Origin of the sequence: Mycobacterium sp., from assembly GCF_035274705.1 — a bacterium.
In the GTDB taxonomy this organism is placed as follows: domain Bacteria; phylum Actinomycetota; class Actinomycetes; order Mycobacteriales; family Mycobacteriaceae; genus Mycobacterium.
Genome location: NZ_DATENY010000063.1, coordinates 1 through 20,155, shown reverse-complemented (window position 1 = coordinate 20,155; position 20,155 = coordinate 1). Strand labels below are relative to the sequence as shown.

Below are 20,155 nucleotides of genomic sequence, written 5' to 3'. Positions count from 1 at the left end.
CGTCGCGAATCGCTTTGGCGGGAGGGGTGAACCGGTAGCGCGGAGGGGGGATCTCACCCGGAATGTGAAGTGGGTTCACGTACCGCTCAGCGGCCGTCGAGCATTCTCGGCCGCAACTGCCGGGCATGGCCCCCGGTGCTGTCGGAACTTGGCTCTAGGCGGCTTCGGCATCGCTGTTGGTCAGCACAGGGTCGAGATGGTGCCGGGGTGGTACTGCCGAGCGATCTCCGCTGCCCGGCGGAGGCGTCCGTTTTTCAGCGGTGGCTATCCGATGTGAGCGAGGGACGGTGGCCCGCCATCGCCTACGGATGGCATTGCGCCGGTCGCCGATCGCCGCGACGACCGTGACTGCGACCGGAATGTACAGCGGCGAGAGAACAAGTAGAAAGATCAAGAGGCACTGGGCGGTACCCGGCATGGCTTACCCGCCTTCCTTCGCCGCGGTGGCCCGGGCGATGTTGTGATGGTGTGATTCAGTTCACGAGACGGCCCGCGCAATATTTGTACGAAACGTTCACTTTGTTGTCAACAAGTATTTTTTCTGCTCTTTGATTCAGGTAACTGTTCCCGCCGCCGCGGGAAGAGGGGAGAGGGCGCCCGGCAGAGGCGATCGACCCGCCGCGTGGACGAGCCCCACCGAGTTCTCCGCGCCGACTTCACCCTGAAACGCACCGTTGGAACGCACTCGGTGTCCCACGGCGCGCGCGTAAGTGCGCGCCGATCGGCGGACTATTGGGAACGGGGCGCGATGTGAGCACCGCACGTCGACTTTACGGATAGTATGTATTCTGATCGAGTAATCAGGGATACCGCCTCTGCATAAGCAATCCTTCCGTGGGCCGGCGGGAGGGTGGGGCACGGTTAGCAGCAGATCTAGCACGAAAGGTGTTGTGGCAGCCACGTCCCGGGTGCGAAAGGACTTCATGGTCGACAAAGTAGCGGGCGGCACGACTACGTTGACGTTGCGCGAGCGCAACCGCCGCCGCACCCGACGTGAATTCCTGGACGCCGCGCTCGCGGTGTTCGCCGAGATGGGGTATGGCTCAGCGAGCGTGGAGAACATCGCCGCTCGTGCGGGCGCGTCCAAGGTGACGTTGTACAGCTACTTTCCGCAAGGCCGCGAGCAGTTGTTCCGGGAACTCTACGAAGAGATCAACACCGAGCTGATCGATCGGGTCGCTGAGATCTACGCCGTCGACGGCGACTTCGCCGCGCATGTCATCGCCGCGACCGCTGCCCTGATGGAAGTCGCTCAGAAGCCCCTCGTCGGTCGCTTCTACTCGATCGATGACCCCGCGCTCGACGAGGCACTCGCGCCTGTGCGTGGGCATGCGTCCCACGTCATCGCCAAACTGATCGCCGAAGACCTTTCCGCTGCGAAGGAAGCCGACCGCCTGCAGTCCGAGGCGTCGCCCGGCGCGATGGCCGAACTGCTTGTCGGCGCAATGCGGGCCGCTCTGAACGAAGTTGCGCGCGAAAACACTGCTGGTGCCGATGTTCTCGAAGCGATGAATGCCCTAATCACAGACCTCTGACTGCCCATCGCGGCGCCATCGTCGGATCGCGATCGTTCAAGGGCGGCCCAGGGACTGCCATCAGCCCTGGGCGTCTGTGCAACGTCGCGCTGCCTGTTTGCGTAAGAAGCCTGGTCAGTGAGCATTATTTACGAGACGTAAACTTTGTAAACAAATCGCCCAATTTACTTCCGTAAAGTCCGCACTTCTCCTATAGTCGATCCAACAGCCGGTCTCGACCTGAGGAGCTCCAAAGTGATCGATCTCAAGTTGAGCGACCGAAGTGTCTTGATCACCGGGGGTACGTCGGGAATCGGGTTGGCTGTCGCCGACCTGTTTGCCGATCAGGGCGCGCGGGTTGGGATTGTCGGCCGTTCCGCCGGGCGGATGGAAGCAGCTCTGAAGACACTTCGCGCTGCCCGTCCGCACGCGAAGATCGTCGGTGTCACCGCTGATGTGGCCGACGAGGACTCTACGGGTGCTGCGGTCACCGCGATTGCCGCCGAACTCGGAGGGATCGACCATGTGGTGGCCAGTGCCGGCATAGCGGGTCCGCTCGGGGAAGCGGTCGAAGACGTACAGGCATTCGACTTCATCGAGCTTCAGCGGATCAACGTCCTGGGCACCTTTCTGGCCGCCAAACTCACACTTCCATATCTGAAGAAGGGCACCGACCCGACGTACACGCTGATCGGCAGCGACTCGGGCTTCGTCGCCGCGCCGGGAATGCTGGCCTACAACGCGTCAAAGGGTGCGCTGGTGCAGTTGACCCGCGCGCTGTCGGTCGAACTACATGAGCCGCATGGAATCCGGGTCAACAGTGTGTGTCCGTCCATCGTCGATACGCCGATGGCGCGCGAGGCCATGGGGATGGAGTCCTTCGCCGGTGTCGACTACCCGGTGAGCACACCGGAGAACATCGCGTGGCTTGTGCTTCTCATCGCCTCACCGAATTCGCTTGCAGTCAACGGTGTCTCGCTCCTCGCCGATTACGGCTATCACGCTCGCTCGTCCTTTCCGGCATGAATCAAATCGTGGGGGACAGACCTCTTCGGAGGGCAGTGAGGCGGAGGCCTCATCGTCAGCGTCCAAACGTAGGTCCGTGGCGCAAGGTCTGCGGACCCGCAGTCCGGCCCCGACCATCCCTGAAAACCAACATGATTGGAGATCGTCAATGACGACAAACGCAGAACAGCCCAACATCGTCTACACCGACGGTCAGGTCATCGTCGATTCCCGTGGGCCGGCCGCCGAGGCCATTTGGATTCGTGACGGCCGGATCGGCGCCGTGGGAACTGCCGAGGACGTGACTGCCGCTGCCGGGGCCGATGCCCAACGCCAGAGCCTCGACGGTGCCGTGGTGATACCAGGACTGATCGACACGCATCCCCACCTGCTGCACTTCGCCGGCTTCCGCGCCGGCCTAGTGGACCTGGCTGAAGTTCGCAATCACGACGAGATCGTCACGGCGCTGCGCGAAAAGGCCCAGCAGACCCCGAAGGGCAAGTGGGTGGCCGCCACCCCTGTGGGTGAGCCGCACTACTTCAAGCGTCGCGGCTATCGCGACCTGGCTGAGGGAGAATTGCCCGACCGCCACGTTCTAGACCGTGCCACCACACAGCACCCGGTCATCATTGAGGCGTGGGCGCCGACCCAGCCCAACGTCATCGCGCTGAACTCCGCTGCGCTGGCCGTGCTCGGCATCGATTCTTCGACCCCTGACCGCGTTTCGGACGTGTGGATCGATAAGGATGCCGACGGCGAACCCACCGGCATACTGCGCGGAAGTGTGAACAGTTACTACAACCAGGACCCGTTTTTTGCCGAGCTGCACACGAAGATGCCCCCGATCGTGGACTTGGAACTGGCTCCCGCCGCCCTGATCGCCGGCATGACCGAGTACAACAGCATGGGCATCACAACCGCGTACGAGGGTCACGCGATGACATTCGATTTGCTCGCGGCATATCAGGCCATGCGCGCGAATGGCCTGCTTACGGTCAGAGTCAAAGCCGCACCGGAGTTGCAGGCCGGCGCGATGATTGGCGATCCGGAGCTTCCGCCGGAGGCAATTCGCCAGACCCTCGAACAAGCGCTGGCATTGACCGATCTCGAAGACGAATGGCTGCGGTTCGATGGGATCACCATCTGTACATACGGCCCCTGCAATGCCGGACATCTGTACTGGCCTGCAGGCTACAAAGATGGATACGGCCGTACAGTGAGCGGGCATCGCCAGGTGTCGGTGGAGACCACGCGGATAGCGTTCGAGTTCTGCGCTGAGCACGGTCTGCGGCTGAACTTGTGTGCGGTCAGCCCCGCCGAGATCGACGACCATTTGGCCATGACCGACGAGGTGATGGACAAATATCGCCTGGATCGCACGGGCTGGCTGGTTCAGCATGGATTCTTGATCCGAGGTGATCAGGCCAGGGCACTGGCCGAGCGGGGTTTTGACATCACGGTCTCGATGAGTTTCACGTTCGGCAAGGGCGACATAATCGCAGAGCGGTTCCCGGCGGACGCACTGCCGTTGCTCAATCCGCTACGGGACATCATCGATGGCGGCCTGCAACCCGCGGGCGGTATGGACTGGGGTCCGAAGAATCCCTGGGAGCAAATGCAATTGGCGCTGACCCACAAACGCTACCCGAGTCGTTTGGACAACGCCGGACCGGCGCAGGTGATCACCCGTGAAGAGGCCTTCGACATGTGGACGGTCAACGGCGCGAAAGTCTTACGATGGGACGGTCTGGGTGCGCTGGCGCCCGGCAACCACGCCGACATCGCCATCGTTGACCGCAACCCCATCACCTGCGATCTCGATGACCTGCCGCAGACGCAGGTGCTGCGCACCCACCTCGACGGGCGAATTGTGTACGACAACAACACGCTGAAAACCGCTGCGGAGGTGTGACGCTGCGCCCGGCCAGACGACTCCAATCCGTCGTGACGCTCTAGCTTTCACGGACTTCGAGGAGTGGAATCAGTGCGTCAGCCGCACATTTGTGCCGATGCATGCCCGCTGTTGTGATGAAATCCCGCATTTCAGTGGTGGACTGGCGTCGGTGAGACTGGGATCGTTTGTGCCGGCCGAGGTATCGATTTGCGCCGGCACGCCGCCCAGTGCGCTACGTTGTCGAGCGCGCCCGGTGACCTCCCCGTTCAAGATGCGTCTCGGCCGTACCGGATCTCCTACAGTTGGTAGCGACGGTGACCGGCTACATCGACGACAATCTGGATCGTCCCGATCTCACGACCACACTGGTGGTCAACGCCCACTTCGTCTCGGTGCGGGTGTTCGACGACGATTAGCTGCGGTTGGCGAGTTCTTCGACACTTGCGGTGAGTCGGTCAATCAGAGTGCCGAGGTTTTGACTGTCGAACACTAGCGGTGGGCGGATCTTGAGGACGTTGGCGTGTGGCCCAATGGTGCTTATCAGTACGCCTTTTCGACGCATGTCTTCAACCACCCACTTGGCATGCTCAGGCAAGGGTGTTCCCTCGGTATCACTGAATTCGAGCCCGAAGAACAGTCCGGTGCCTTTGACGCACTTGATCTGTGGTGAGTCGTGTGCGATGACTGACAGGACTTCTCTGGCACGGGCGCCCACCTCGAGTGCGCTGCGCTGCAGTTGCCGATCAGCCATTTCAGTCAGGACTGCGCTGCCCGCCGCGGCCGAAACGGGGTTGCCTGCGAACGTGTTGAAATACAGGTTGGCGGAGCCGAATTCGTGGAGCAGGTCGGTGGTGGTGACGGCGGCGCCCAGTGGATGGCCGTTGCCCATCGGCTTTCCCAGTGTCACGATGTCGGGGGAGATGTCGACCAGTTGGTGACCCCAAAAGTGGCTGCCACTGCGTCCGAATCCGGACTGCACCTCGTCGGCGATCACCAAGCCTCCGGCCGTGCGGACCATGTCGGCCAGCGCTGCGACATATCCGGTCGGGATACGGAGCAGACCTTCGGTGGAGAACATGGGGTCAAAGAGCAGCGCGCAGACGCCGTGGCCGTCGGCCTGCAATGAAGCGATCGCCGCGCTGGCTAGATCTAGAGCATCGGCCAGCACTGTGGCTTCGGGTCGCGGGTCGTTGTCGAGGTCGGGAATGGCCAGCGCGCGCACGTGTGCACCGAGTGGTTCTTTGACGGGAATACCGGTGGTGGCCTGCGCCAGACTGATCGTGTTGCCGTGGTAGCTGAAGTCCGAGACGATGATTCCGCTGTGTCCGGAGTGCTGTCGGGCGATGCGCAGTGCGAGTTCGTTGGATTCCGAACCGCTATTGGTGAACAGCACCTTGTCGAGATGGTCGGCGAAGGTGGCCAGCAGCCGCTCTGCGTATTCGACGATCGGCTCGAACAGGTAGCGGGTGTTGACGTTCAGGCGCGCCGCCTGCTCGGCGATCGCGCGGACGACCGCGGGATTGCAATGTCCGACGTGAGGCACATTGTTATAGGCGTCCAGGTAGTCAACTCCATCGGCGCCCCGAAGCCACACCCCCTGGCCGGAGAGTAAGTGGAGTGGCTCGTTGTAGAACGTCAGCGAGTGCGGGCCCAACGTCGCGTGACGCCGGGCCATCAACGCCCTAGACGTCACCGTATCGGCGGTCGTCATCGACCCTCCTGACTCCTGGCCGGACGCAATTCACAAGATGAACGAATCGTATAGTGAACATACTATCAGTAAGAGAACATGGTTGTCTGTGGACCATGTCACCGCCGCCGGCTGCGATCGACCTCGGCGATGACCGCTCGTGGTTGATCCCGTGCCTGGCTAGTCGCTTTCCGAGGAGAGTCGAGCGGTGACGGCTCCGTACTGCTGGGGCCGACGCGCCTTGAGCCACACACCGTAACCAGCTCCTGCCACGAATACGACCGCGATGAGTGCAGGCAGCGCGTTGATGACCGGATTGTCTGCGCCGGTAAGCATCTCGAATCGGCTGACGGCCAGCACCGTCGCGGCCGCCATCGCCGCGAAGGCAATGACCGGTGCGACGATTGTCGCCCACATCGATCCACCGCCGTGGCGGCGGAGGTAACCCACCACGGCGAGGCTGGCCAAGCATTGCAGCGTCATGACCCCCACCGTGCCCAAGCCGGCCGCGACAGTACCGAGCCCGACGAATGGGTCTGCCCCCACGATCGCGCCGATGAGAACCACCGACGTGGTCACCACTGACACCACCAGGCTGGCTCGGTGCGGACCGCCGAGGCGGGGATGGGCACTGCCCAGCGGGGCGGGTAGGCAGCGTTGGCGGCCCAGCGCGAACACATAGCGACTGGCGACATTGTGCAGCGCCAGCGCGGTGGCGAACATACTGGTCGCCATCGCCACCGTGATCACCTCGCCCACCCAGGGCGCCAGGTAGCCGGCTGCCAGATCGGAATACAGGCTGCCGGTCGATGTGGTCGCGACGTCGACGATGTGAGCGCCGCCGACCGCGCCGACCGTTACCCACGCGACCAGCAGGTAAAAGACGCCCATCACCGCCACCACTCCGTAGGTGGCGCGTGCGACGGTGCGGCGTGGATTATGAGCCTCCTCGGAATACAACGCCGCGGATTCGAAACCGACGAACAAGAGGAATACCAGCATCACCGCGACGCCCGGGGCGCCCGAGCTCAACTGGTGAACTGAAAATGACTCGGCGGGTAGGGCTTTCAGGCCGAGCCGCCCGACGATAGCCACGACCAGGCTTATGATCACCGCGAACTCGATGCAGACCAGGACGGCCACGACGCGAAAGCTCAGATCGATGCCGCGGTAGCCGAGCACTCCGACGGCGATCGCAGCGCCGATGGAGAACCAAATCCACGACGGCGCGCCACCGGCGACCGACGTCACCGCCGCTTGGGTGAAGTACCCGAAGTACGCAAGCGCCGTGCAAGTGATCGCGGGGTAAGCCACCAAGGCGATTGCGGCGGCACCAAGCCCCGCGACACCGCCCAGGCCTCTGCTCACGTAGGCATAGAAGGCGCCGGTCGAGACAACCTGGCGGCTCATCGCTGAGTAACCGACCGAGAACAGGGCCAGCACAACCATCACGAGTGCCACGGTGAACGGCAGGCCAGCTCCGTTGCCGAACGCGAACGCGACCGGCAGGATGCCCACGACCGCGCCTAGCGGGGCGGCTGCCGCCACCACCAACAAGATCAAGCGCCACGCAGTGAGGTTTGACCGCAGCCCGACGACGGGTGCGACGGCCGGCTGCTTAAGCGGGTCGGCGCAGACCGAAGGCGTCAATTCGTCGCGCATAGAAGGCACTCCTTGCCTGCTCAATCGGGTGGTGATCAAGACGACATTATCTTTCCGATGTGATCGGCGTCAATACGTATCGGAAGAAAAATGAACGATGAGTATATTTAAACTGATACATCGTTCCTGCTGGAATTGACCGTCCCGCGGCATGGACCGGTACGGTCCGGCGCAGCGTTGGCTGACGACCCCAAATGCGGAGACACGCGCCGATATGGCGTGCTGATCAGCCGATCGGGGTGCACGGCAATGCGTTGAGGATCCGCCCCAATGGCGTTAGGCGCCAACTCTCGACATCCTTGTGCGCCTCGTCGATAGCCCGATGCATCAGAGGTTGCCCACGGACCAGCGTGTACGTAACCGCGTACGAGACCGTCAGCGGTATCGTCGCAGAATCACAAATGCACTGAGAAGTCGGATGCAAGGAGCTCAGGGGTGGCTGGAAAGGCGAAAGCCGACGGGCAACCGCCGCTGACGTTGCGTCAGCGCAACCGACTACGTACCCGTCGCGAGCTGTTGGACGCGGCCCTGGAAGTGTTCGCCGAGTCCGGCTATGGATCAGCCGGTGTGGAAAACATCGCCGCGCGCGCTGGTGCCTCGAAAGTCACGCTCTACAGCTACTTTCCGCAGGGGCGCGACGAGCTATTCCGCGAACTGTATGAGGAGATCAATACCGAACTGATCGACAAGGTGACGGCTGTCTATGCCGATAAAGGCGATTTCACCACCCATGTTGTCTCCGCAACTGCCGCGCTGATGGAGGTCGCCGAGCGGCCCCTTGTGGGTCGGTTCTATTCCATCGACGACCCGGCGCTCGATGAAGCGCTAACTCCGGTCCGTGGCCATGCCTCGCAGGTCATCGCGAAGCTGATCGCCAAAGACCTCACGGCCGCGAAACGAAGTGGTAAGGCAAAGACCAAGGCCCCCCCTCAAGCAGTTGCCGACCTGCTCGTCGGCGCCATGCGCTCGGGTCTCGGTGAGGTTGCGCGGGGTAAAGCCACCGCGGTCGACATCCTGGCGGCCATGAAGGCCCTTGTCGCCAACCTCTGAGTCGGCGCGCCCAGGCTGATCAGGATCTCTGGGGCTGAAACTCCTCGCGTGCTGCGTGATGGTCCTCCCAGTTACGAGCGAACCGTTGTCCCGCCTCCATCACGAGGAATCCGAGGGTCACGCCGACGGGCGTCGCGAACAACCATGCCTGGCCGAGATTACCTGTGGGTCCGAATAAGTCGGCAAACATCGCTAGCTCCTAACCTGACGGTCGATGCTCGGTAGCAGTGGTGCCGCGCCTGGGCCCAGGGCGTGATATTAGTTTACGACTCGTTCAGACGGCAGTCAAGGCGTTCATTCATATTCCGTTGGTCGGCACTTCACGAAACGAAGCGCTGGGCGGGCGCTCGTCATTTGGTTTGTGGAATCTCTGCTCCCAAGGCGCGGGCGAACTCAATCGAGGCGCTCAAGAGCGCGTCCGCGAGTTCGCGCTCGTCGACGAAGGTGAGCGCATGATCCTCCACGAGGACACGTCCATCCACGATGACCATGTCGATATCCCCACTGCCGCCGGCGGACAGGAACGCTTGAAGTGGGCGTCGCAACCCGACGTAGCGGAAGTCGTGGATGGGCACGGTGATCAGGTCTGCCTTCTTGCCGACGGTGAGCGAACCGATCTCGTCTTGCCACCGCAGCGCTTCGGCGCCACGCAGAGTCGCCATCGAAAGCGCCCGCATCGGGGTGACGTTGGTTGAATCGCCCGCGGCTTCGTTGTAGGCAAGCCAGCCCATCCTCATCGACTCGGGCATGCCGCCCAGCGGCAACGGATCACCATCGGTGCTCAGTGAGACCGGCGCATTCGCGCTCAACAGGCGAAGCACCTGCTTTGTCGCCGTGATCACATTTTCGCCGGTCGCTCCGTATCGCTGAGGTGAGTGTGTGATGTGCACGCCTGCGTCGAGGAGCCAACCGAGCTCATCGTCATCAGCGAATGCGGTGTGCGCGGAGATGATTCGGGGGGACAGCAGTCCCAGCCGGTGCCACCGCTCCACGAAACGACGGCCGAATATGTCTTGGGAGGCGGCATTCTCCGTGGCGGCCGTTGCGATGTGTGTGGCGATAGGAGTGTCGAATCGCTCGGCAAGGTCGCTCGCTCCGATCATCAGCTCGTCGCTTGCCGGCATTCCGAACAGGACCGACGGCATCGCCCGTAGCAATCCGGACTCGTGCTGCTGGTAGCGCTCGAGCACCACTCTGGCTCGCTCGAGAACTTCTGCGGTGTCGTGGGTTCGAACGAATGCATTCTCGCCCGGCCTGCACACGCCGTCGATGCCGTAGCTGGTCACAACAGTCCGGATACCAGTTTGCAATGCCGCGGCGGCCAGTGTGTCCGGCCGGTTGATGGAGCCGAAGTCGGCGACGGTGGTGGTACCCGAACGAAGCTGGGAAACGAGCGAGTGCACTGCGGCCAGGTGCGCGAGTTCAATCGGCATCGCCGTAGCAATACCCTGGAATTCGTCGAAAAGCACCGTGACGGGCCGCATGTCGGCTCCGCCGGCGAAAGGTCCTGGGGCAGTGTCCGAGTCGTCGGGCTGCACAGTCATTCCCGCATAGGCGCGCAGTGCCGATGCTTCGTGCCAGTGGTCATTGACCAAGCCGGGCAACACCATCCGATCGCCCGCATCGATGTGGCGGGTGCGACTCGGGTTGGCGGCGGGAAGATCTCGCTCGATGTCGTCGACTTCGGCGGCGGTTCCCACGGCAAGGATCGTCGCGTCACCGATGAGCACTGAAGCGTCGGCGATTACCGGACGGTCGGGATCGGCGGTGTAGACGAAGGCGGCGTCGATGCGGAGCCGGTCGTAGCGGTGCGGAAGCGGCGCAGTCAATGAGCCTGGGTCGGAGGACATCGGTGTCCGCCCTTTCATTTTCGGGCGAGTTGCCGAGGAGCGGGGTGGCTGCGCTCAGGAGACAACCGGGAGCAGCACATGCGAGCGGGTGAGGTCGATACTTCGTTGCGAGGGAGCCATTTTCGTAGATGTGGCGGGATCTTCGCCGGTGCCGAGATTGCGCTCCCATCGGGGGAATGAGCCGCCGGCGACGATGATCCTGATTCGATGTCCTGGTGCGAACCGGTGTGCCACGGCATCCAGTTCGAGTCGCACGTCGCCACTGCTCGTGGAAGGTTCGAGGCGGACGAAGCCCTCGCTGACGTTGGTTGACCGACCTTTGGGATCGACATCCGACAGTCGAACGAAGACGTCGGCGTGGGGGTTTTCGCTGCGATGTGCAAGGTGCGCTACCGGTGTTCCGGCGATCTCGAGGGGATTCTCCAGCGCCGAACTGGTGAAGGCGAGGGTGTCGCCACGCACAGCCAGTTCCCCGTCATCTTTGTAACCGCCCTGGGCGAACATGAGACGACCGCCGATACTGGGCGTGGGCTCGGTCGGGTCATAGGTGAACGACGCCGACGATGGTGCCGTGCAGGGCTGATCGCCCAGTTTGTCGGCGGGCTGGAGGTGAAACGTTCTCGTGGCAGTCGGCGGGGGCCACACCGCACGGTCCTGCCACTGATCTGCGCCCGTCACGAACACCTTCACCGGCGCGGATCGTTGCAGGGGCGCACCGCTCAAATGTGCCGACAACCAGTCGAAATTCTCGGCGATCAGCATCGGTGCGGCCTTGCCCTCGATGTCGAGGTGCCCCCAGGGGCCGACTGTCATTGCCACATCGACGCCGCGCTCGTGCAGACGGTGGTACTGCTCGATGGCCTGCCCGAAGAAGAGGTCTTGCCAGCCGGTCTGGATCAGCACCGGGACACCGACTCGGTCGAGCGAATCTGCCAGTCGGAACCTCGACCAGTACCCATTGGTCAGATCGCGATTGCAGACCCACTTCTTGAACCACTCGCCGCGTTCTCCCATGACGTCGGCGCCGCATTCGGCCACAGGCAAACTGCGTAGACGCCCCTCGATGCGTTTGGAGAGCGTCGCCATACGCAACACGCCGCGAATGAGCCCGTGCTCCTCCTGGTGCGCAACCGCCTCGCGCTAGCCGAGGAAATCGTTGAGTGTGAAAGCTCCGCCCTGGTATGCGGCGCGCGCGAAGTCGTGCGGGGCGACCTGAACGATTGCGGTCACCAGCTCGGGCGGCGGATCCTGAAGCAAGGCCCACTGGGTGAATCCCAGATATGACCCCCCTAGCGTGGCGAATCGACCACCGAACCATGGCTGCCGGCGCAACCAGGCGACGGTGTCCGCACCGTCGTCGACCTCGTTGACCATGGGCTCCCATTCGCCCCCGGAACCGAAGGTCCCACGGCACCGGGCCAGGACGACGTGATACCCGCGTGCGGCATACGGCCGGGCGTATAACGCGGTCTGCATCTGGTCACGCCCGTATGGAGAACGCACCAGGATCGTCCCGCGCGCGATTCCGGTAGGCGCGTAGTGATCGACGAGCAGCTTGGCGCCGTCTCGCATCTCAACCGGAATATCTTCGGTGACTGTGTAGCTGCCTGTGGCCGATGGCAGCTTCAGAAGCGTTGCGGCGGCGCGGTCGATGCCGCGCTGGACCCTACCGGGGCCTCTCGCAATGGGGGCGGTTGGTGTCGGACATATGGTCCTCCAGGAGGGTGAAGGTCGGCCCGCGGATTCTTGCTCGCGGCTCGTGAAACGACTCGCAGTGTATGTGTACGAGACGTTAACTTAGTTGTCAATCAGTATTGATTCTGTCCTGTGATTCAAGTTACCATCCCCGTCATCACAGTCGGCGGGATTGAGAACCACCATGAATGCGTTCCCGGATCTTCTACGAGGATCCCAAGCTCGCGGGCGTAGCGGCGTTCGAGGACGAAGGTCGCGAAAACCAAAGATGGATCTAGCGCACGGGCTCGAACTCGTTGGATGCTGGTAGAAGATAGGACACGCCACCCGATGATCGCCGATCTGGACACTGCAAGGCGGGTAGCGGCCCGCGCCCTGACGCGGTATGCCGCCGACCACGACGCGGCCTTGACCTTCGTGAAGTACCGGGAGAACTACGTCTTCAGGGTCGACGAGCCGGGCGGCAGTTATGCGCTGCGCCTTCATCGCAATGGTTACCGCACGGACGACGAGATCCTCGAGGAACTCGAACTTGTCACCGCGCTGGAGAGCGCCGGTGTCGCAGTTCCCCACGTACGGCTCACCGTCGCGGGCGAACCGTTCTGCCGGGTCGTCGACGACGACGGGGATGTGCACCAGGTCGACATGTCCGAGTGGGTTTCCGGCACGGTGCCGCTCGGCGATGTCGGAGAAGCGTTCAGCGGCGAAGCATCAGTTGACACCGCAACCTTCCACAAGCTCGGTGCCCTCGTTGCTGACCTGCACAACACGACGTGCTCGCTCGAGCGCGGGCACGCGTCGGTGCGAGCGCCGTGGGATGCGGGTGGGCTCGTCGGCGCTTCCCCAGTGTGGGGCGACCCGCGGCGCGCATTTCACGACGGTGCGCGCGGTCGCGACGTTGTCGATCAGGCGATGTCATTGCTCGAGAGCGAACTGGAGACTTATGGCCGGGCGCCGGATCGGTACGGTGCGATCCACGCCGACTTCACGCCCGAGAACGTCCTTGTCCGCCACGGACAGATGACCATCATCGACTTCGACGACAGCGGCGATGGCTACTACCTGTTTGACCTCGCGACTGCCGCATTCTTCTACCTGCCGCATCCCCGGTTCGATGACGTTGTGTCGGCGCTGCTGGCCGGTTATCAAAGCGCCAGGCCACTTACCGCCGAAGATCTCGCAATTTGGCGTCCCATGCTTCTCGCCCGCGGACTGACCTACCTGGCTTGGGCCGCCGACCGGATCGGCGACGAGACATCGGATTTCGTGTTAGAGCACGTGCGGACTGTGGTCGTGGAGCTTGCGGCGGAGTACGTCGCCTCGGCTGCGTCACCTACACGCTGAGGGCGAAGGTAACGGCCTCGTCGAATTGCATTGAATGTCCCTTTCGGCGGGCAGCGTTGAATTCCTTGTCGCCCAGCGCCTCTCGCGTCCGACGTTCACAATCGTCGTGGAATACCGTCAAGTCGGGAAAGATCATCGGCGACGCGCCCTGGGCGCCGCCCAGTCTGTCCGCTGCCGCCATCAACATAACGGCTCGCTTCGCCTCGCCCTTGGCGCCGTAGACCCACGCCAGCGCCTCTAGACACGCCGCGCCGTGACGCGGGTCATCGACCAGGCGAGCCAGCCGTAGGCCCTGTTTGAGTAGTTCCTCGGCGCGTTGGGGCTTTCCCTCCTGCCACCAACCAATCCCTACCGACCACAGCATCCACGAGTGATACACCGATTCGCCGTGCGATCCGGTCAGCGCAAGGGCCTTTTCATGCCAAACGAGCGCTCGGCCGACATCTCCCTGAAATTCCAGGACCCAGCCCATCAACGACATCGCCGCGCCTTGCACCGTCGGATCTTCACTGGCCGCCAGTGCCTTATCGAACTGTGCAATGGCGCGCTGAAAGTCGCCGCCCAGCATGGCCGAGTAGCCGACTGCGACGGCGGTCAGACCGTGGGCCAACGGATCGGTCATGTGCTCGACGAGGCGCTCCGCTTCGGCGGCCCGAGCCGCACCTGCCTGGATATCGCCCGGCAGACCGTGGAGGTTGGCGGACAAAGCTGACCCGTAGAGCGCTCGTATTCGAGCTGGCGTCGGCTCGGCCTTCGTCGCCGCCAGCGCACGGTTTATCCACCGGCGGGTCTCGGTGAGAGCCCCGCGGGCGAATCCGAACGGGTACAAGGTCCCGACGATTTCGAGCGCAATTTCGGGACAGTCGGCAAGACCGAACTCCAAGGCGTCCCTCAGGTTGGACTCTTCGGAGCCCAGCCGCTGGATCCAAGCGACCTGTCGCACGCTGTACCAATCATTCGCGGCCTGGGTCACCAACCGTCGATACCAGTCCAGGTGGCGGCGGTGAATCTCGTTGTATTCGCCGGTCTGGCGCAGCTTGTTCCGACCGTAATCGCGAAGCGTTTCAAGTAGCCGAAATCGCACTGCCCCGTGGGATTCCGTCCGGATCAGAATCGACTTGTCCACCAACGAGGTCAGGAGATCATCGACACTTAACTCGGCCAGGTCTGCACCGCAAATGTCTTCTGCCGCTTCGAGTTCGAAGCTGCCCGCGAACACTGACAGCCGGGCCCACATCCGTTGCTCGGCCATCGTGCACAGGTCGTAACTCCAGTCGATGCTCCACGCGAGAGTTCGTTGTCGTGTCGGTGCGGTACGGCTGCCCCGGGCAAGCAGGGCGTACCGGTCGGCCAGCCTGTCCAGGATCTGTTCGGGCGACATCGCCCGCAGCCGCGCGGCCGCCAGCTCGATGGCCAACGGCAGCCCCTCAACCCGCGAACAAATCCGGGCAACAGTGGTCTTGTTGTGCTCAGAGACTTCAAATCCGGGCACCGCGGCGGCGGCCCGCTCGGCGAACAACGCGACGGCGTCGTAGTCGGACAGTCCGTCTAACGTCGGATCGCGATCGGCGTCGGGCACTATGAGCGGAGAAAGCTGCAACACCGATTCACCATTGATCCCCAGCCGCTCGCGGCTGGTGGCCAGGATCCGCAGTTGCGGGCACTCCCACAGCAGGGTCTCGGCCAGTTTCGCTGCCCCATCCACCACCTGCTCGCAGTTGTCAAGGACCAGCAGGAGTTCGTGGGAACTGAGGAAGTCGACCAGCACCTCACGCAGCGATCTGGCGGACTCGTCACGCAACCCCAAACCGGCGGCAACAACTTCGATCAACAACGACGCGTCGCGCAGCTCGCCCAGCTCCACCAGCCGTGCGCCGTCGGGGAAACCGGCCTCGGCGGCGGCCCGCAACGCCAGCCGGGTCTTGCCGACCCCTCCGACGCCGGTCAACGTGATCAGACGCGACGTCGACAGCAGCTTTTTCACCTGGGCCAGCTCGGCGCGCCGACCGACGAAGCTGGTCAGTTCCATCGGAAGCGTCCCAGCGGATCGGCGGCCCAGGGCGTGCGACACCGGCCGATCAGGCAGTGATCCGGCGTGCAGAGCCATGTCGTCGATGGGCAAGCCGTGGTCTGCCTGCACCCGCCGCAGTTCGCTGCCCAACAAGTTCGCCGACGGGCGGTCAGCAGGGTCACGCGCCATCGCCTTTTCGACGACGGCGGAGATGTCATCGGGGATGCCGCTTACCCGAAGATCTGGTACGGGCTCGGTGGCGATCCGCAGGAACTGCGCAACCACCCGTTCGCCGCTGCGGCGTTCATATGCCGCGTGCCCGGTAAGTGCGGCGAAAAGGGTAGCGCCGAGCCCATAGACGTCGGAAGCGTGGCTGGGCGGCTCACCGCTGAGGATCTCGGGGGCGGTGAAGGCCGGCGAGCCGGTGAAAATTCCCGTCGCCGTCGTGAATCCTCCGGTAACGCGGGCGATGCCAAAGTCGCTGAGTGCCGGCTCGCCGTAGTCGGTCGTGAGAATATTCGCCGGTTTGACATCGCGGTGCACGATCCCCAGACGATGCGACGACTCCAGCGCGCCGGCAATCTTCACCCCGAGCCGTAGCACCTCCTGCCATGGCAGCACACCCAGGCGACGGATCCGTTCCTGCAGCGAACCCTGTGGGCAATAGGGCATCACCAGATACGGGTAACCGCTTTTGGTTTCACCGACGTGAAACACGCCTACCACGTTGGGATGTCCGGTGAGCCGGGCCATCGCGCGCTGCTCGCGTAGGAATCGCTCCCGGTTCTCGTCAAGTTCTGTGAGCACTTTCACCGCAACTGTGCGGTCCAAGGCGACCTGCACGCAGCGGTAGACGATTCCGAACCCACCCCGGCCGATCTCGTCCGCGTCATCGAACCCGGCCGCACTCAACTCCGTGGCGACGGCGGTGCCGACGTCGCGTTGCGTCGTGAACGGATCGCTATCCATCGCTGTCCGATGCTGTTGCGCGCAAAGCGGCTGATCGCCGGCTTCCCGCGATGAATTCGAGCATAGCTCGCCTGCAAACGACCCGGAAGTTTGCGAAGGGTCAACTAGCCTGGACCGAACCGGATCGCAGTAGCTGGGCCACCACCATCGGCCAACGCCGAGCTCAGACGGCTACGGCGACGCCCCTGGTGCCCATCAATCCTCGATGTGCCCACGGTCTTCTCCGGTGCCGTGATGCCCTTGCCGGTGAGCAGGCAAGAGCTACGTCGGCGACGTCTTGCCACCCGTGGTCGATGGTCAGCGAATGGCCGCGGCCGTCGAATTGGTGAAAGTCGGGATGGCCCACTGCTCCCATGGGGCGTCGGATTCCGCTTGGGGCAGGGTGTTGCCGACTGCGTAGCGGAACTGCGTGCGGGTCAGACCCTTGGCGCGACCACGGTTGAGGGCGTTGCCCAGCACGGGGAACGCCGAGCGCAGTTGGGCTATCGGCAGGGGTTTGACGCCCTTGATGAGGGCCGGGGAGATCGACCTACCCGGTCGTCATCGCCCGCTGGATCCCGAATAAGACGATGCCGCTGCGGCGGTGTTTCGCAGAAGCATCGCGATAGTCATGGGACCGACGCCACCGGGGACCGGTGTGAGTGCGCCAGCGACGTCACGGACGGCGGTGTCGACGTCGCCGCACAATCCGTTGTCCGTTCGGTGGATTCCGACGTCGATCACCGTCGCGCCAGGCTTCACGGCGTCGGTGCCGATGAGCCTTGGAACGCCGGCGGCGGCGACGAGCACGTCCGCGTCCCGGCAGACGGCAGCTAGGTCTCTCGTGCGCGAATGGCAGATGGTGACTGTGGCATGCCGCTGTAGTAGTAACTGCGCCATAGGTTTTCCGACGAGATCCGAGCGGCCGACGACGACGGCGTGCGCGCCAGACAGTTCGATGCCGGATTCGTCGAGAAGCACCAGCACTCCGGCCGGAGTGCAGGGGCGCAGCCCGGGACGGCCGAGCGCGAGCCGCCCCGCGCTGGCCTCGGTGAGCCCGTCCACATCCTTGTTCGGCGGGATGCGGTCGATCAACGCCGCGCCATCCAGATGCGACGGCAAAGGCAATTGCACCAGGATGCCGGTGACATCAGGGTCGGCCGCCAGTTCGTCGATCACTGCGGCCGCGGCGCCCTGGCTGATGTCGCCGGGCAGATGCCTGTGCACATCGCGGATCCCGGCTTCGACGCAACGCTTTCGCTTGTTACGCACATAGATTGCTGAGGCGGGGTCGTCACCGACCAGGACGGTGGCGAGCCCGGGTGGCGTGACGAGTGCGGCGACGTCGGCAGCGACTTGTTTGCGTACCCGCTCTGCGACCGCCGCGCCGTCGATGAGTGTCGCGCTCATACGACTGGCGCCACCTCCGACGCGCGCAGCACGGGCATGATCTCGCCGGCGGCAGCTGCGCCGTAGGTCTCCGCGAGTCGGGTGACGGCGTCATCGACGTCAAGTTGCCATTCCTGTGTGCCGGAGGTTTCGAGCACCAGTGTGGCGATCAGTGAACCGAGCTGGGCGGCGCGCTGCAGTTTCAGTCCGCTGCTCACCCCCGCGAGGAAACCGGCGCGGAAGGCGTCGCCAACGCCGGTAGGGTCGACGATGACTCGGGCGGGGACAGCTTCGACGTGAACCTCCGTGCCCTCGCGGTCGACGATTACGCAGCCCTTACTGGACAGCGTGGTGACGCGTAGCCCCACTCGCTCGGCGATGTCGCGCTCGCTCCACTCGGTTTTGCGGGTCAGCAATTCCCATTCGTACTCGTTGGTGAACAAGTACTTCGCTCCGTCCACGAGTGTCCGGACGCTGTCCCGATCCAGCATCGGCAATTGCTGCGAGGGGTCTGCGGCGAAGGGAATTCCCAGGCGCTTGGCCTCCTCGGTGTGGACGAGCATCGCCTCGGGGTCGTTCGCGCCTACGAGCAGCAAATCAAGACGGCGCGTCTTCGCGACCGGCTCGAGTGAGATCTGGGGGGCCTCGCTCATCGCACCGGGATAGAACGAGGCGAGTTGGCACTGGTCGTCGTCGGTGGTGCAGGTAAAGCGCGCGGTGTGGGCGGTGTCGGAGACAAGCAGGTGGGAGCAGTCGACGCCGTGGCGTTCCAGCCAGGCGCGGTAGTCGCCGAAATCTTGGCCGACTGCGCCGACCAGGATCGACCGGTGGCCAAGGACGCCCAGGGCGAAGGAGATGTTGGCCGCCACCCCGCCGCGGCGGACCACGAGATCCTTCACGAGAAAGCTCAGCGATAACCGGTCGAGGTGGGTGTCAATGAAGTGCTCTGCGAACCGTCCATGAAACCGCATGAGATGGTCAGTGGCGATGGAGCCGGTGACGGCGATGGTTCCAACGGGCATGAGGTCAGACCTTTCTAGAAGACAATGGTGGTTCGGCCGTCGACCAGCACACGGTCCTCGCAGTGCCACCCAACCGCGCGGGCGAGGACGGTGCGCTCGATGTCGGCGCCGCGCCGGCTGAGCTCAGCGATGCTGGCCCGATGAGAGACGCGGACGACGTCCTGTTCGATGATTGGGCCCTCGTCGAGGTCCTCGGTGGCGTAGTGGGCGGTGGCGCCGATCAACTTCACCCCTCGTTCCTTTGCCCGCTCGTACGGCCCTGCGCCAGCGAAGGCAGGGAGAAACGAATGGTGAATATTGATCACCGGCGCCCCGATGAGGTCGAGGAATTCGGCGGAGAGGATCTGCATGTACCGGGCGAGCACGACCAGGTCTACCCGGTCGCGCAGCAATTCCAATTGCCGCTGCTCGGCGTTTTGCTTGGCTTCTCGCGTCACCGGGACATGTTCGAAGGGCACGCCGAAACCGGCCACGTCGGCGGCGAGATCGGAATGGTTCGAGACCACCTGAACGACGTCCATGGGTATCTCACCGCGGCGGGTCCGCCAGAGCAGGTCGAGCAGGCAATGGTCGTAGCGTGACACGAAGATGGCCACGCGGGTGGCGGCTGCCGCGTCGCGGAAATGGAAGGTGCCGCCCAGCTCGGGGTTGATTTCTGCGGCGAAATCGCGTTCGAGTTCGGCCAATTGGTCGGTCAGATCTGGAAGGTGGAACTCCACCCGAAGGAAGAACCGGCCTCCGACGGGCCCGGTGGAGTACTGATCGGACTGAACGATGTTGGCACCGCGGCGATGCAGGAACGTGCTGATCTTCGCCACGATCCCGGGACCGTCCGGACAAGAAACGACGAGCCGGCCGATGTCTCGGTCTTGCTCCTCCCGCCCCGCGCTCAGGGCGCGGGGCATCTCCGTGGTAATCGACATTGGCGGTCTCTCAGTATCGGTAGTGCTCGGGTTTGTACGGGCCGTCGACGTCGACGCCGATGTATTCGGCCTGCTCTTTGGTGAGCCGGGTCAGTGAGCCACCGAGCGCCTCGACGTGGATCTTGGCGACCTTCTCGTCGAGGTGCTTGGCCAGCCGG

Annotated in this window: 16 protein-coding genes and 1 pseudogene; 5 read left to right on the top strand and 12 right to left on the bottom strand. The window is 63.6% G+C overall.

Going from position 1 to position 20,155, the window contains the following annotated elements:
* Positions 1 to 154 precede the first annotated feature (154 nt).
* Positions 155 to 418, bottom strand: a complete 264-nt coding sequence (locus VJV41_RS14575; RefSeq protein WP_325334855.1) for a hypothetical protein — start codon at positions 416 to 418, stop codon at positions 155 to 157.
* Positions 419 to 890: 472 nt separating this feature from the next.
* On the opposite strand from VJV41_RS14575, the gene VJV41_RS14570 reads away from it, so the two are divergent.
* The 3 genes from VJV41_RS14570 to VJV41_RS14560 all read left to right on the top strand — a co-directional run bounded on the left by VJV41_RS14570 (position 891) and on the right by VJV41_RS14560 (position 4,431).
* Positions 891 to 1,535: a helix-turn-helix domain-containing protein gene (locus VJV41_RS14570; RefSeq protein WP_325334853.1), complete on the top strand. Its 645-nt coding sequence runs from the start codon at positions 891 to 893 to the stop codon at positions 1,533 to 1,535.
* Positions 1,536 to 1,769: 234 nt separating this feature from the next.
* Positions 1,770 to 2,540: an SDR family oxidoreductase gene (locus VJV41_RS14565; protein ID WP_325334851.1), complete on the top strand. Its 771-nt coding sequence runs from the start codon at positions 1,770 to 1,772 to the stop codon at positions 2,538 to 2,540.
* A gap of 148 nt (positions 2,541 to 2,688) precedes the next feature.
* Positions 2,689 to 4,431 carry an amidohydrolase gene (locus tag VJV41_RS14560; protein WP_325334849.1) on the top strand — a complete coding sequence of 581 codons (1,743 nt, stop codon included), beginning with the start codon at positions 2,689 to 2,691 and terminating at the stop codon, positions 4,429 to 4,431.
* A gap of 394 nt (positions 4,432 to 4,825) precedes the next feature.
* On the opposite strand, the gene VJV41_RS14555 is transcribed toward VJV41_RS14560, so the two are convergent.
* Together VJV41_RS14555 and VJV41_RS14550 are read right to left on the bottom strand one after the other, a co-directional pair.
* Positions 4,826 to 6,124, bottom strand: a complete 1,299-nt coding sequence (locus VJV41_RS14555; protein ID WP_325334847.1) for an aspartate aminotransferase family protein — start codon at positions 6,122 to 6,124, stop codon at positions 4,826 to 4,828.
* Positions 6,125 to 6,283: 159 nt separating this feature from the next.
* Positions 6,284 to 7,765, bottom strand: a complete 1,482-nt coding sequence (locus VJV41_RS14550; protein ID WP_325334846.1) for an APC family permease — start codon at positions 7,763 to 7,765, stop codon at positions 6,284 to 6,286.
* A gap of 435 nt (positions 7,766 to 8,200) precedes the next feature.
* Between VJV41_RS14550 and VJV41_RS14545 the strand changes: the two genes are divergently transcribed.
* A complete protein-coding gene (locus VJV41_RS14545; protein WP_325334844.1) occupies positions 8,201 to 8,815 on the top strand; it encodes a TetR/AcrR family transcriptional regulator in 615 nt (204 codons plus the stop codon).
* Between the two features lie 19 nt (positions 8,816 to 8,834).
* Here the strand turns inward: VJV41_RS14545 and VJV41_RS14540 are convergent, their stop codons facing one another.
* The 3 genes and pseudogenes from VJV41_RS14540 to VJV41_RS14530 form a co-directional block, all read right to left on the bottom strand.
* Positions 8,835 to 9,005 carry a hypothetical protein gene (locus VJV41_RS14540; protein ID WP_325334842.1) on the bottom strand — a complete coding sequence of 57 codons (171 nt, stop codon included), beginning with the start codon at positions 9,003 to 9,005 and terminating at the stop codon, positions 8,835 to 8,837.
* A 160-nt stretch (positions 9,006 to 9,165) separates the two neighbouring features.
* Complete coding sequence (locus VJV41_RS14535) at positions 9,166 to 10,665, bottom strand: amidohydrolase family protein (protein WP_325334840.1); 1,500 nt, start codon at positions 10,663 to 10,665, stop codon at positions 9,166 to 9,168.
* Positions 10,666 to 10,719: 54 nt separating this feature from the next.
* Positions 10,720 to 12,237: pseudogene (locus VJV41_RS14530) on the bottom strand (CocE/NonD family hydrolase).
* 423 nt (positions 12,238 to 12,660) lie between these two features.
* Between VJV41_RS14530 and VJV41_RS14525 the strand changes: the two are divergent.
* Complete coding sequence (locus VJV41_RS14525; RefSeq protein ID WP_325334838.1) at positions 12,661 to 13,704, top strand: phosphotransferase enzyme family protein; 1,044 nt, start codon at positions 12,661 to 12,663, stop codon at positions 13,702 to 13,704.
* Here VJV41_RS14525 and VJV41_RS14520 read toward each other — a convergent pair.
* The 6 genes from VJV41_RS14520 to VJV41_RS14495 all read right to left on the bottom strand — a co-directional run.
* Positions 13,694 to 16,684: a protein kinase domain-containing protein gene (locus tag VJV41_RS14520; protein ID WP_325334836.1), complete on the bottom strand. Its 2,991-nt coding sequence runs from the start codon at positions 16,682 to 16,684 to the stop codon at positions 13,694 to 13,696. The genes VJV41_RS14525 and VJV41_RS14520 overlap by 11 nt on opposite strands.
* Before the next feature lie 297 nt (positions 16,685 to 16,981).
* Complete coding sequence (locus VJV41_RS14515) at positions 16,982 to 17,143, bottom strand: hypothetical protein (protein WP_325334834.1); 162 nt, start codon at positions 17,141 to 17,143, stop codon at positions 16,982 to 16,984.
* Positions 17,144 to 17,224: 81 nt separating this feature from the next.
* Positions 17,225 to 18,073 carry a bifunctional methylenetetrahydrofolate dehydrogenase/methenyltetrahydrofolate cyclohydrolase FolD gene (gene folD / locus VJV41_RS14510; RefSeq protein ID WP_325334832.1) on the bottom strand — a complete coding sequence of 283 codons (849 nt, stop codon included), beginning with the start codon at positions 18,071 to 18,073 and terminating at the stop codon, positions 17,225 to 17,227.
* Positions 18,070 to 19,074 carry a carbohydrate kinase family protein gene (locus tag VJV41_RS14505; RefSeq protein WP_325334830.1) on the bottom strand — a complete coding sequence of 335 codons (1,005 nt, stop codon included), beginning with the start codon at positions 19,072 to 19,074 and terminating at the stop codon, positions 18,070 to 18,072. The genes folD and VJV41_RS14505 overlap by 4 nt, the downstream gene beginning before the upstream one ends.
* Positions 19,075 to 19,088: 14 nt before the next feature.
* A complete protein-coding gene (gene purU, locus VJV41_RS14500) occupies positions 19,089 to 19,997 on the bottom strand; it encodes a formyltetrahydrofolate deformylase (protein WP_325334828.1) in 909 nt (302 codons plus the stop codon).
* Between the two features lie 10 nt (positions 19,998 to 20,007).
* A partial coding sequence (locus tag VJV41_RS14495) for an adenosylhomocysteinase (protein ID WP_325334988.1) occupies positions 20,008 to 20,155 on the bottom strand: 148 nt, incomplete at its 5' end.

Excerpts from the sequence above, each read along its gene's own strand:
- VJV41_RS14575 (WP_325334855.1), bottom strand. The coding sequence starts at position 418 with ATGCCGGGTACCGCCCAGTGCCTCTTGATCTTTCTACTTGTTCTCTCG.
- VJV41_RS14560 (WP_325334849.1), top strand. The coding sequence starts at position 2,689 with ATGACGACAAACGCAGAACAGCCCAACATCGTCTACACCGACGGTCAG.
- VJV41_RS14555 (WP_325334847.1), bottom strand. The coding sequence starts at position 6,124 with ATGACGACCGCCGATACGGTGACGTCTAGGGCGTTGATGGCCCGGCGT.
- VJV41_RS14550 (WP_325334846.1), bottom strand. The coding sequence starts at position 7,765 with ATGCGCGACGAATTGACGCCTTCGGTCTGCGCCGACCCGCTTAAGCAG.
- VJV41_RS14540 (WP_325334842.1), bottom strand. The coding sequence starts at position 9,005 with ATGTTTGCCGACTTATTCGGACCCACAGGTAATCTCGGCCAGGCATGG.
- VJV41_RS14535 (WP_325334840.1), bottom strand. The coding sequence starts at position 10,665 with ATGTCCTCCGACCCAGGCTCATTGACTGCGCCGCTTCCGCACCGCTAC.
- VJV41_RS14525 (WP_325334838.1), top strand. The coding sequence starts at position 12,661 with ATGCTGGTAGAAGATAGGACACGCCACCCGATGATCGCCGATCTGGAC.
- VJV41_RS14520 (WP_325334836.1), bottom strand. The coding sequence starts at position 16,684 with ATGGATAGCGATCCGTTCACGACGCAACGCGACGTCGGCACCGCCGTC.
- folD (WP_325334832.1), bottom strand. The coding sequence starts at position 18,073 with ATGAGCGCGACACTCATCGACGGCGCGGCGGTCGCAGAGCGGGTACGC.
- VJV41_RS14505 (WP_325334830.1), bottom strand. The coding sequence starts at position 19,074 with ATGCCCGTTGGAACCATCGCCGTCACCGGCTCCATCGCCACTGACCAT.
- purU (WP_325334828.1), bottom strand. The coding sequence starts at position 19,997 with ATGTCGATTACCACGGAGATGCCCCGCGCCCTGAGCGCGGGGCGGGAG.